Source organism: Pseudoduganella sp. R-31, from assembly GCF_049913235.1.
GTDB lineage: Bacteria > Pseudomonadota > Gammaproteobacteria > Burkholderiales > Burkholderiaceae_D > Rugamonas.
Map to the genome: position 1 here is coordinate 1,800,881 of NZ_CP183986.1, position 12,129 is coordinate 1,813,009.

General features: G+C 63.0%; 11 protein-coding genes. 8 read left to right on the forward strand and 3 right to left on the reverse strand.

The features are described from left to right. Nucleotides 1–10 precede the first annotated feature (10 nt). The 3 genes from ACN9MY_RS08345 (at nucleotide 11) to ACN9MY_RS08355 (ending at nucleotide 1,968) form a co-directional block, all read left to right on the forward strand. The gene (locus ACN9MY_RS08345; protein WP_426337126.1) at nucleotides 11–1,246 is read left to right on the forward strand and encodes a Zn-dependent hydrolase; all 1,236 of its coding nucleotides are present in this window, start codon (nucleotides 11–13) and stop codon (nucleotides 1,244–1,246) included. Between the two features lie 63 nt (nucleotides 1,247–1,309). Continuing rightward, nucleotides 1,310–1,567: an antitoxin gene (locus tag ACN9MY_RS08350; RefSeq protein ID WP_426337127.1), complete on the forward strand. Its 258-nt coding sequence runs from the start codon at nucleotides 1,310–1,312 to the stop codon at nucleotides 1,565–1,567. Further along, nucleotides 1,564–1,968: a type II toxin-antitoxin system VapC family toxin gene (locus ACN9MY_RS08355; protein ID WP_426337128.1), complete on the forward strand. Its 405-nt coding sequence runs from the start codon at nucleotides 1,564–1,566 to the stop codon at nucleotides 1,966–1,968. Before ACN9MY_RS08350 ends, ACN9MY_RS08355 begins: the two co-directional genes overlap by 4 nt. A gap of 4 nt (nucleotides 1,969–1,972) precedes the next feature. On the opposite strand, the gene ACN9MY_RS08360 is transcribed toward ACN9MY_RS08355, so the two are convergent. Continuing rightward, nucleotides 1,973–2,608, reverse strand: a complete 636-nt coding sequence (locus ACN9MY_RS08360) for a TetR/AcrR family transcriptional regulator (RefSeq protein WP_426337129.1) — start codon at nucleotides 2,606–2,608, stop codon at nucleotides 1,973–1,975. Nucleotides 2,609–2,702: 94 nt separating this feature from the next. On the opposite strand from ACN9MY_RS08360, the gene ACN9MY_RS08365 reads away from it, so the two are divergent. From ACN9MY_RS08365 to ACN9MY_RS08385, 5 genes are read left to right on the forward strand one after another with little or no spacing between them, the layout of a single operon-like run. Continuing rightward, nucleotides 2,703–3,839, forward strand: coding sequence for an acyl-CoA dehydrogenase family protein (locus tag ACN9MY_RS08365; protein ID WP_426337130.1), 1,137 nt, complete (start codon nucleotides 2,703–2,705; stop codon nucleotides 3,837–3,839). Between the two features lie 10 nt (nucleotides 3,840–3,849). Further along, nucleotides 3,850–5,055, forward strand: coding sequence for an acetyl-CoA C-acetyltransferase (locus tag ACN9MY_RS08370; protein ID WP_426337131.1), 1,206 nt, complete (start codon nucleotides 3,850–3,852; stop codon nucleotides 5,053–5,055). A gap of 12 nt (nucleotides 5,056–5,067) precedes the next feature. Then, complete coding sequence (locus ACN9MY_RS08375) at nucleotides 5,068–7,200, forward strand: 3-hydroxyacyl-CoA dehydrogenase NAD-binding domain-containing protein (RefSeq protein WP_426337132.1); 2,133 nt, start codon at nucleotides 5,068–5,070, stop codon at nucleotides 7,198–7,200. Nucleotide 7,201: 1 nt separating this feature from the next. Next, nucleotides 7,202–8,281 carry a CaiB/BaiF CoA transferase family protein gene (locus ACN9MY_RS08380; protein WP_426337133.1) on the forward strand — a complete coding sequence of 360 codons (1,080 nt, stop codon included), beginning with the start codon at nucleotides 7,202–7,204 and terminating at the stop codon, nucleotides 8,279–8,281. Between the two features lie 22 nt (nucleotides 8,282–8,303). Further along, on the forward strand, nucleotides 8,304–9,242 hold the full coding sequence (locus ACN9MY_RS08385) for an alpha/beta hydrolase family protein (RefSeq protein WP_426337134.1): 939 nt from the start codon (nucleotides 8,304–8,306) through the stop codon (nucleotides 9,240–9,242). On the opposite strand, the gene ACN9MY_RS08390 is transcribed toward ACN9MY_RS08385, so the two are convergent. Both ACN9MY_RS08390 and ACN9MY_RS08395 read right to left on the reverse strand, forming a co-directional pair. After that, nucleotides 9,217–10,986: an allantoate amidohydrolase gene (locus ACN9MY_RS08390; RefSeq protein ID WP_426337135.1), complete on the reverse strand. Its 1,770-nt coding sequence runs from the start codon at nucleotides 10,984–10,986 to the stop codon at nucleotides 9,217–9,219. The genes ACN9MY_RS08385 and ACN9MY_RS08390 overlap by 26 nt on opposite strands. Before the next feature lie 168 nt (nucleotides 10,987–11,154). Beyond that, nucleotides 11,155–12,084: a LysR family transcriptional regulator gene (locus ACN9MY_RS08395; protein ID WP_426321657.1), complete on the reverse strand. Its 930-nt coding sequence runs from the start codon at nucleotides 12,082–12,084 to the stop codon at nucleotides 11,155–11,157. Nucleotides 12,085–12,129 lie beyond the last annotated feature (45 nt).

Here is a 12,129-nt window from a genome sequence, read left to right on the forward strand (position 1 = left end):
GGAGTGCATCATGAGCGATCTACGTATCAATAGCGACCGCCTGTGGGATTCGCTGATGGAACTGGCCAAGATCGGCGCGACGCCGAAAGGCGGCGTCAAGCGCCTGACGCTGACGGATCTCGACAAGCAGGGGCGCGACCTGGTGACAAGCTGGGCGCGCGCCGCCGGCTTGTCGATCACGGTCGACCAGATCGGCAACGTCTTCATGCGCCGCGATGGCGAAGACAACACGCTGCCGCCCGTCATGACCGGCAGCCATATCGACACGCAGCCGACCGGCGGCAAGTTCGATGGCAACTATGGCGTGCTGGCGGGGCTGGAAGTGGTCCGTACCCTGAACGACAAGGGCATCAAGACGCGTGCACCGGTCGAGGTCGCGTTCTGGACCAACGAGGAAGGCTCGCGCTTTGTACCCGTCATGATGGGCTCTGGCGTATTCTGTGGCGCCTTTACGCTGGAACATGCGTACGCCGCCAAAGACACTGAAGGCAAGACAGTAGGCGAGGAGCTGGAACGCATCGGCTACAAGGGCGACCAGGTGCCCGGCCAGCATCCAATCGGTGCATACTTCGAAACCCACATCGAGCAGGGGCCTGTGCTGGAGGATGCCGATAAAGTCATTGGCGTCGTGCCCGCCGTGATGGGCCTTTCGTGGTACGACTGCACGGTGACCGGGATGGAGGCCCATGCCGGCCCGACTCCAATGCACTTGCGCAAAGACGCGATGCAGGTGGCGGCACAGATCATCCCCGAGGTGGTGGCAATTGCCAACCGCTACCCGCCATACGGCCGCGGTACGGTCGGCATGATGCAGGTCTTCCCTAACAGCCGCAACGTGATTCCCGGCCAGGTCAAATTCAGCATCGACCTGCGCAATGTGAACGACGAGCTGCTGAACAAGATGCACGAAGACATGCTGGCCTTCATCGACAAGACTTCCGCTGAGACGGGCCTGCCTGTCAAGATCGAGCGTGTGTCGTACTATCCGCCATGCCCGTTCCATCCAGACTGCGTTGGCGCTGTCCGCAAGGCGACCGAGAAACTAGGCTATTCCACCATGGACGTCGTTTCCGGTGCGGGCCACGACGCAATCTATGCGGCCCGTGTCGCTCCCGCTGGCATGATTTTCGTCCCCTGCAAGGATGGCATCAGCCACAACGAAATCGAAGACGCCAAGAAGGAGCACCTGGAGGCAGGCTGCAACGTGCTGCTCCACGCTATGCTGGAGCGCGCCGGTATCGCTTGACTTACCTCAACAGCGCGGCGGTATCTACCTTGATATGTATCGGTGCCGGCATATAGTGAAGTTATGGCAGATACCGCAAAACTCTTCTTTACCGGGCGCAGCCAAGCTGTTCGGTTGCCCAAGGATTATCGCTTCGAGGGGACTGAAGTGTTCATTCGGCGCGACCCGGTGACAGGCGATGTAATTCTGTCCCCCCGGCCGACTACTTGGGACGGGCTGTTCGCACTTTACGAAACCACAGTTGTGCCAGCAGACTTCATGAGCGGAATTGAACGTGGTGCACAAGAAGGGCAGCGCGATCCATTCGATGAAAATTCATGAGACCGCATCTGCTCGACACCAATATCGCGAGTCACGCGATCAGAGGCGATAAGCCTGGCGTCATTACCCGACTGGCGCTGTTGCCGTTGAGCTCAGCTTTCGTTTCGGTAATCACAGAAGCGGAACTGCGGTACGGCCTTGAGAAATGTGGGAATCCAGACGGCCTCGCTGCCCGCATCAATGCATTTCTGGTGCGTTCAACTATCTTGCCCTGGACCAGGGATGCGGCGATGGCTTATGCGTATCTGCAGGCCAAATACGAGCGCAATGGCCATCCATTGGCACGAATGGATATGTTAATTGCGGCCCATGCCTGTGCCCTCGGAGCAATCCTGGTGACACGCGACAAGTCGTTCGCAATGCTGAGCGCCGATCTGGAGATTGAGGATTGGCCTGACTAATTCGTTACCTGCCGAAGGCGATACGGGTGATGGCGACCGTCGCTTCGTGCGCAAGGTCCTCCAGTTCTTTATGCTGCGGGCGGGTCTCGGAGATGAACAGCATTGTCCCCAGCATCTGCGCCACGATCAGCGTGCCGCGGATTTCGCATTGCTGCATCGACAGGGCTGGATCGATTTCGTGGATCAGGTTGCGCAGCGTCCGGCGGGCGCGGGTCATCATCGTGTCGAACAGCTTGGTGGCCACCGGGTGGCGGTTGGCCAGGGCGGCGATTTCGAAGAACAGGCCGCTCGACACCTGGTCGCGCAGGTCGGCCAGGAAGTAATCGATGATCGATTCAAACAATTCCACGCGCGGACCGGTACCGGCTGCGGCAACACGTTCGTCGATGCCTGCCTGGTAGCGGGCAAAAGTCTGCTCCAGCAGCGCTTCGATCAGCGCATCCCGGCTCGGGTAATAGTGCTGCACCGTCGACAGGCTTACCCCCACCTGCTGCGCCACGCTGCGCATTGCCAACGCCGCATAACCGTCGTGCGCCAACAACAACCGCGCCGCCTCCAGGATGGCGCTGGCGCGCTCAAACCCTTTGGTGGTGGTGTTGGATTCTTTTGCCTGCAGGGGCGTGTCTGACCTTTTCCTCATAAGACATGAATTATCCCGTCGATTGACAAATAGGTCAACTGACCGATACTATTTCGGTCGACTGACCTATAACTTCCAACGGAGACCACGCCTGATGATCCCTCGCACCTTATTCACCGAAGAACACGAGATGCTGCGCGAATCCGCGCGCCGCTTCATGGAAACCGAGATCGCCCCGCACCACGAGCGCTGGGAAGAGCAAGGCTATGTTGATCGCGATGCCTGGCTGAAGGCCGGCGCTGCAGGCTTCCTGTGCCCGACCATGCCGGAGCAGTACGGCGGCGTTGGCGTGGACCGCCGCTACAGCATGGTGCTGATCGAAGAACAGGCACGCGTCGGTGCGTCCGGCCCCGGCTTCATGCTGCATTCGGAAATCGTGGCGCCCTACATCCTGCACTACGGCAGCGAGTACCTGAAGTCGCATTACATTCCCAAGCTGGCGACCGGCGAGATGATCGGCGCCATCGCGATGACCGAACCGGGCACCGGCTCCGACCTGCAGGGCGTGGCGACCACCGCGATCCGCGACGGTGACCACTACATCATGAACGGCTCCAAGACCTTTATCACCAATGGCTGGAATGCCGACGTGGTGATCGTGGTTGCCAAGACCGATCCGACTGCCGGCGCCAAGGGCATCAGCCTGTTCGTGGTCGACACTTCGATGGAGGGCTTCAGTAAGGGCAAGCGCCTGAAGAAGGCAGGCATGAAGGCGCAGGACACCTCCGAGCTGTTCTTCGAAAATGTGCGCGTGCCGGCGAAAAACCTGCTGGGCGAGGAGGGCGCGGGCTTCAAATACCTGATGCAGGAACTGCCGTGGGAGCGCATGCAGATCGCCATCATGGCTGTGCAAGCTGCTGAATCGGGCCTGGAATGGACCGTGCAATACACGCGCGACCGCAAGGCTTTCAAGCGTCCGATCGCTGAGTTCCAGACCATCGCCCATACGCTGGCCGAGATCAAGACCGAGGTGCAGATGTGCCGCGTGTTCGTCGACCGTTGCATGGAGCTGCTGATCGAAGACAAGCTGGATGCCGCCACAGCATCCATGGCTAAATACTGGACCACCGAGATGCAATTCCGCGTTCTGGACAAGTGCGTGCAGCTGCACGGCGGCTATGGTTATATGTGGGAATACCCGATCACCCGCGCCTGGGCCGACGCACGCGTACAGCGCGTGTACGGCGGCACCAACGAAATCATGAAAGAACTGATCAGCCGCACGCTGTAAGGAGACCAGCTTGGAAGCTTACATCTTTGACGCCGTGCGCACGCCGCGCGGCAAAGGCAAGAAAGACGGCTCGCTGCACGGCGTAACGCCGCTGCGCCTGGCGGAGACTGCGCTGCGCGCGCTGGTCAGCCGCAACAACTTCGACAGCGCGATCATCGACGACGTGGTGCTCGGTTGCGTGGAGCCGGTCGGCGAGCAGGGCGCCTGCATCGGCCGGGTTGCCGCGCTGGCTGCCGGCTACGCCGAATCGGTCGCGGGCGTGCAGATCAACCGCTTCTGCGCGTCCGGCCTGGAGGCCTGCAACATGGCGGCGGCGCAGGTGATGTCCGGCCAGTCCGACATGGTGGTCGGCGGCGGCGTGGAAGCGATGTCGCGCGTGCCGATGGGTTCTTCGGGCGGCGCCTGGCCGGTCGACCCGCAAAGCGCTTTCGATTCCTACTTCGTGCCGCAAGGGATTTCGGCGGACGCGATTGCGACCATCTGGGGCTATAGCCGCCGCGATGTCGACGCCTACGCCGTCGAATCGCAGCAGCGCGCGTATCGCGCCTGGCAGGAAGGCCGTTTTGCACGTTCCGTGGTGCCGGTGGTGGACCGCAATGGCCTGACCATGCTGGCGCGCGATGAGCTGGTGCGTCCCGAAACTACCGTTGAATCGCTTGGCGCGCTGAAAGCATCGTTCGCCGACATGGGCGCCAACTTCGGCTTCGACTTGGTCATCACGCAACGCTATCCGCAGATCGAGCAGATGCAGCACGTGCACCATGCCGGCAACAGCTCCGGCATCGTGGACGGCGCCGCAGCGGTGCTGATCGGCACGCGCGAATCCGGCGAGCGCGCCGGCCTCAAGCCGCGTGCCCGCATCCGTTCCTTCGCGTCGATCGGCAGCGAACCTTCCATCATGCTGACCGGGCCAAGCTACGCTGCCGAGAAAGCGCTGAAGCGCGCCGGCATGAAGGCTTTCGACATCGACCTGTACGAACTGAACGAGGCATTCGCCTCCGTGGTGCTGCGCTTCATGGAAGTGATGAACGTGCCGCACGGGAAAATGAACGTCAACGGCGGCGCCATTGCCATGGGACACCCGCTGGGCGCAACTGGCGCAATGATCCTTGGCACACTGCTGGACGAGCTGGAACGCCGCAACCTGCAAACCGGCCTGGCCACGCTGTGCGTTGGTGCCGGCATGGGCACTGCCACCATCATCGAGCGCATTTAAGGGAGGCAGACAATGATTGATTACAGCCTGGATTCCCACGGCATCGCGACCCTCAGCTGGAACATGCCGGGACGCAGCCAGAATGTGCTGAACGAAGAAAGCTGCAGCGCGCTGTGCGAACTGGTAGACCGCGTGGCCGCGGATGCTGCCGTCAAGGGCGTGCTGATGACGTCCTCCAAGCCGGACTTCATTGCTGGCGGCGACCTGGAGTGGCTGCTGTCCGCCAGGACCGCCGAGGTTCTGTTCGAACGCGTCGTGCGCCTCGATCGGGCGCTGCGCAAGCTGGAGACTTGCGGCAAGCCGGTCGCGATGGCGCTGCCAGGCACCACGCTTGGCGGCGGCCTGGAGGTGGCGCTGTGCGGCCGTTACCGCGTGGCGGCTGACAATCCGAAGGCCCGTTTCGGCCTGCCTGAAGTCACCCTTGGCCTGTTGCCGGGCGGTGGCGGAACGCAGCGCTTGCCACGCCTGGTCGGCATCCAGAAATCGCTGCCGCTGCTGTTGGAAGGCAAGCGCCTGACTGCCGGCGCTGCGCATGAGCTGGGCATCCTGAATGAAGTAGTCCCTGCTGGCACCGAGCTGGTTGCGGCACGCGCATGGGTCGAAAGTGCGATCGCTGCGGGCGGCGTGCATCAGCCCTGGGATGCCAAGGGCTTCAAGATTCCGGGCGGCGCCGTGTCCTCGCCGGCAGTGCAGCAGGTCTTCATGGCGGCCAACGCCATGTTGCGCGCCAAGACCTATGGCAACTATCCGGCGCCGCGCAATATCCTGTCCTGCGTGTATGAAGGCCTGATCACGGACCTCGACACCGGCTTAATGACGGAAGCGCGCTATTTCGTGCAAACCGTGTTGTCGCCGGAAGCGAAGAACATGATCCGCACGCTGTTCTTCAGCATGAACGAGGCGAACAAGCTGGCTTCGCGTCCAAAGGATGTGCCGCAGCAGAAGTACACCAGGATCGGCGTGCTGGGCGCCGGCATGATGGGCGCGGGCATCGCCTATGTCGCCGCCAAGGCGGGTATCGAGGTAGTACTGGTCGATACCGCGCAGGAGGCCGCAGAACGCGGCAAGGCCTACTCGGCGGGACTGCTGGCGAAACAGCAGCAGCGCGGCCGGGTCAGCGCCGACAAGGCGGAAGCGCTGCTGGCGCGCATCACGCCGACCACCGACTTTGCGTTGCTGGCAGGCGCTGAACTGGTGGTGGAGGCAGTGTTCGAGGATCGCGGCATCAAGGCCGACGTGACGCGCCGCGCGGAAGCGGTACTCGGAGCCGACGCGATCTTCGCGTCCAACACTTCCACCTTGCCCATCACCGGCCTGGCAGAAGCGAGCGCGCGGCCGGCCAACTTCATCGGCCTGCACTTCTTCTCGCCGGTGGATCGCATGGCTATCGTTGAGATCATCGTCGGCAAGCAGACTTCCGATGCAACGCTGGCGCGCTCGATGGACCTGGTGCGCGCGCTGGGCATGACGCCGATCGTGGTCAACGACTCGCGCGGCTTCTACACCAGCCGCGTATTCTCGACCTATGTGCTGGAAGGCCTGGCGCTGCTGGCGGAGGGCGTGGCGCCCGCGCTGATCGAAAACGCCGGCCTGCAGGCTGGCATGCCGGTCGGTCCGCTGGCGCTGACCGATGAAGTCTCGTCCGAATTGATCTGGAAGATCGACCGCCAGACCCGCCTTGACCTGGGCGATGCCTACAAGGCGCGTCCGGGCCACGAAGTCGCCGCACGCATGGTGGAGCTGGGCCGCATCGGCAAGAAGGCCGGCAAGGGTTTCTACGACTATCCGGAAGGTGGCAAAAAGGTCCTGTGGAGCGGTCTGGCGGAGCTTTTCCCCCGTGCCGAAGTTCAGCCCGACGTGAGCCAGGTGGTCGAACGCCTGACCGTGGTGCAGGCCGTCGAAACCGCGCGCTGCATGGACGAAGGCGTGCTGCGTTCTGCGCGCGACGCGGACGTCGGTGCTATTCTCGCATGGGGCTTCCCGCCATTCCGCGGCGGTCCATTGAGCATGATCGACCATGCCGGTTCGGCGGCCTTCGTGGCGCAGTGCGAACGCCTGGCGGCCGCCCACGGCGACCGCTTTGCGCCACCTGCGCAGTTGAAGGCGATGGCCGCTACGGGTGCGGCTTACTACACGGAGCGTTGAGATGGGTGTGCTGTCCGGCGTCAGGATTATCGAAATTGCGGGCATCGGCCCGGGTCCGTTTTGCGGCATGCTGCTGGCGGACCTGGGCGCGGACGTGATCGTCGTGGAGCGTCCCGGCCCGGCGGAGATTCCGACCGCCGGCATCCTGCGCCGTGGCAAGCGTTCGCTGGCGCTGGACCTCAAGGAACCCGGCGCGATCGACACCGTGCTGCAATTGATCGAGGGCGCGGACGGCCTGATCGAAGGCATGCGGCCCGGTGCGATGGAGCGCCTTGGCCTGGGTCCTGAGGTATGCCTGGCGCGCAATCCTCGCCTGGCCTATGGCCGCATGACCGGTTGGGGCCAGGACGGCCCGCTCTCGCAGTCGGCCGGGCACGACAACAACTACATCGCGCTGTCCGGCGCGCTGCATTACGCGGGGAGCGGCGAAGCGCCGCCGGTCGCACCGCCAACGCTGGTAGGCGACCTTGGCGGCGGCGCGCTTTATCTTGCGCTGGGCATTGTCTCCGCTATCCTGCATGCACGCGGCGGCGGCAAGGGACAAGTGATTGATGCCGCCATCGTCGATGGCTCGGCGCACTTGATGAACCTCCTGCTTGATTTGTCCGGCGCGGGCCTGATGCGCGAGCAGCGCGGCACATCGGTGCTGGATGGCCCGCATTGGTTCAATACTTACCGTTGCAAGGACGGGCGCGACATCACGGTCGGTGCCCTGGAAGCCAAGTTCTATAGGCTGCTGCTGGAAAGACTCGGCCTGGCCGGAGATCGCCGCTTTGCGTCCCAGCACGCGGCGGGCCAATGGCCGCTTCAGCGCGCCGCGTTTGCGGAGTTGTTTGCGATGCGCACGCGCGACGAATGGTGTGCCCTGCTGGAGGGCAGCGACGCCTGCTTCGCTCCAGTGCTGGCGCCATCGGAAGCGGCGCAGCATCCGCACATGCAGGCGCGCGGCGTTTATTCCAGCGAAGGCGTATTGCAGGCGAACGCCGCGCCGCGGTTCTCCGCCACGCCGGCACCGGCGGCGCCAAATGCGATTCCCGCCATCGGCCAGCACAACGAGGAAATCTTGTCGCGGCTTCGCTGATGGCGCTAGAATCCCCTATTTCATGAAATTTAAACAACTCCTGCTGGCGCTGCCGCTTGCGTGCCTGATGCACCTCGCCTCCGATGCCATGGCCCAGCCCTCGCCTGAGTCGGCCCTGGCGCAGGCGCGCGCCGGATTCACCACCAAAATTATTCGCCAGGGCGAGAAGTTCCCAGCCCTCCCTGCGCCACCGGCAGGTGTCTTCGAACGCGTGCACTACAAGTCGCCGGCTGGCGCCCTGGCAGCTTATGTCACGCCGAAGCCGGACGGCAATGGCAAGTATCCCGCAATCATCTGGATCGCCGGCGGCGACAGCAGTTCGCTGGAAGAGATGTGGAAGCCGAGGCCGCGCGAAAACGACCAGAGCGCAGCGGCCTATCGCAAGCCCGGCCTCGTGCTGATGCTGCCAAGCCTGCGCGGCGGGAACGACAATCCGGGCCGGCGCGAAGGCTTCTACGGTGAAGTGGATGATGTGATCGCGGCCGCGGATTACTTGGCCAGTTTGCCGTATGTGGACCCGCAGCGTATCTACCTGGGCGGGCACAGTACGGGCGCAACCTTGGTGATGCTGGTCGCTGAAAGCACGAAACGGTTCCGCGGCGTCTTTGCTTTCGGGCCGGTAGCGGCGGCGCATTATTACGGCGAAGACTACAACTACTATGACATCAAGGATATGCGGGAAGCGAAGCGCCGCGCTCCGATCCTGTGGATGGATTCAGTCCGCAGTCCGCTGTTCGTACTGGAGGGGGCCGTTGGCGGCAACGTGCAGGACCTGCAGGAAATGCGACAGAAGAACAAGAACAAGGCCATCCACTTCATGGAAGTGGCGAACAAGTCCCACTTCAGCATCCTTGCTCCCGCCAACGACATGATTGCGGCAAAAATTGTCTCCGCCGCGCGTAGTGGCGGCGAAGTCGATATCAGCCCGGCAGATATCAGCGACCTGTCGCAGCGCCGCTAACGAAACTGCGGAGGAAGTCGAGCAGCACCTGTGCTGCGACTTCCGCATCGTCGGCCGTCATGGTCTCCAGCGGGTTGTGGCTGATGCCGCCGTTGCCGCAGCGTGTGAACAGCATGCACACGTCGGTGATTGCGGCGATTGCCATCGCATCGTGGCCGGCGCCGGACAGCAGGTCGAAGCGTGGCAGGCCGCTGCGCTGGACTGCATCGCCCAGCTGCTGCATCAGCCACGGCGCACATGGGGCGGCCTTGGCTTCGACAATCTTCTCCACCTTGAAATCGATGCTGCGCCGCGCGCAAATTGTCGCCAGGCCGTCCAATACATCGCGCACCGCCGCCTCGCGCACTGCATCGTCGGCAGCGCGGATGTCGAGCGAGAGCTTGCAGGCGCCAGGAATGACGTTGACGGAACCGCCCGGCACCTGGAGCTGTCCGACCGTGCCGACCAATGCTTCACCCCGCGCGCAGCGCTGCTCGACCAGCAACACGATCTCGGCTGCCGCCGCAGCTGCGTCTTTGCGCATATGCATCGGCGTGGTACCGGCATGGCTGGCCACGCCTTGCAGCTCGACCAGGAAGCGCGAACTTCCCGCGATGGCCGTTACAACACCGACTGGCAGGCCCCGTTTCAGCAATACCGGGCCTTGCTCGATGTGGACTTCGACATAGGCGGCGATATCCTCGCGCCGCCGCGCTATCGCAGGAATGGCTGCCGCGTCGTGGCCAGCGGCGGCCAGTGCGTCGCGCATCCTGATGCCGTCGGCGTCCACAGCATCCAGCAGGGACATGTCGAACTTGCCGGTGACCGCATTACTGCCGAGGAAGGTGCTGCGGAAGCGCACGCCTTCTTCTTCCGCAAAGCCGATCACCTCAAAATTGAACGGCAGCCTCTCGCCCTTGGCGTGCAGGTGGCGCACGATTGCGATCGGCAGCAGGATGCCAAGCCGGCCATCGTACTTGCCTCCGTTGCGCACCGTGTCGTAATGGGAGCCGGTGAGGACGGTTTTCGCACCCGGCGCGCCGGACTGGTAGCGGCCAACGACGTTGCCGACAGCATCAATCTCGACCTGCATGCCGGCCTCGCGCATCCAGCTGGCCAACTGCGCGGCGGTGGCGCGGTGAGCATCGGTCATGTAAGCGCAGGTGAGGGCGCCAGCCTCGTCGCTCCACTGTGCCAGGTCTTCCGACCATTGCATGATCTGCGGGCCGAACTCCAGCTTCACGCCCAGCAGGTCGTTCAAGCGTATTTCGGCAATGCGGTGGATCTGGCGCAGGCACTCCGCCATTTCGTCGGCCTTCTGGTTTTTCAGGCGGCGCGCGAAGGCGGCGATGACGGCTTCACGCGTCAAGCCTTGTCCAGTCGGGCCTTTGACCGCCAGGATGAACGGGAAGCCGAACTTCGCGTTGTAGTCGGCGTTCAGCTTGTGCAGGGTGGCGAATTCCTCCGCGCTGCACAGGTTCAAGCCGGACCTGGCCTGTTCGCTGGTTGATTCGGCTGTCAGTTCGCCTGCGATGGCCGCCTTGCCCGCCAGTTCCGGGTGCGCGCGGATCAGGCCAAGCTGCTCGCCTTCAGTCGCGCTGGTGACCACGCCTTGCAAGGCCTGTTTCAACGCCGCCAGCGTCGCAAATGGCCGCTGCGCCGCCGCCCGTTCCGGAATCCAGGGCGAATGCTCATAGATGCCGCGCAGGTGGTCGATAAAAGCAGCCGGACTGCAGGAGTTCAGTTCAGTAAGAGTCGTGGTCATCGCATTTGTCCTATCTTGAACAATCGATCATACCCAGTCCCGAGCGCCCCGCCATAATCGCTCCTTTATACCTGCAATTATGAAAGTCGGGGTCAGGTCTGGCAATCCGCCACATTTTTCGCATAGCGAAAAATGTGGCGGATTGCCAGACCTGACCCCGACTTTCAATTAGAGCGCCTTGGCGGCAGCAGTGACCTGGTCGCGCAGCCATTTGTGCTCGGGGGCCTGGTGCACACGCTCGTGCCACAGCTGGTAGAAGCGCATCGGCGGGAACTTGACCGGGGGCGTAAAGACCTTGAGCGGCAGCGAGTTTTCGTAGAAGCGCAGGAACTGGCGGCCGGTGGTCAGCACCAGGTCGGTCTGCGCCAGCATGTACGGGATCAGGCTGAAATAGGCTGATTCCACCGCCACATTGCGCCGCATGCCCTGGCGTTCCAGGAAGGAGTCGATCACGCCGCCGTAGCCGGGCACCATTTGCGATGGTGCGACGTGGGGGAGGGTGAGGTAGTCGTCCAGCGACATCGCATCGCTGGCGGTGCGCTTGGCATAGGGGCTGCCGGCGTGCATGGCGCAGATGATCGGGTCTTCGAACAGCTTGGAGATGTGCAGGTGCTGCGGCGGCTCGTCCCAGTTGGCGATGACCAGGTCCATGTCGCCGTCCGACAGCAGCCGCAGATAGTCTGTACCGGGACCGATTGAGTGGATCACCACGCGGCTCCTGGGCGAGCCTCGGCGTAACAAGGCCACCACGTTCGGCAGGAACTGGCTGTCCAGGTAGTCGGGTGCGGCGATATTGAAGGTGCGCGCTTCCTCCTGCGCCACGAAGGGCGTCTTCTTCACGAACAGCGATTCCGTTTCGTCCAGGATGCGCTTGGCCGGCTTGAGCAGGCTTTCGCCGTGCTGGGTCGGCACCATGCCGCGCGCGCCGCGCACCAGCAGCGGGTCGCCGGTCAGTTCGCGCAGCTTGCGCAAGGACGCCGAAATGGAGGGTTGCGGCTGGTTCAGCTTGAGCGCCACGCGCGATACGTTCTTCTCGACCAGCAGCAGGTAGAGAATGCGAATGAGGTGAATATCGAGGTGTTGCGGCAGGCCGGACATCTTGCTTACGTATATGAATTCGAATATCTTGAATATACGACATAT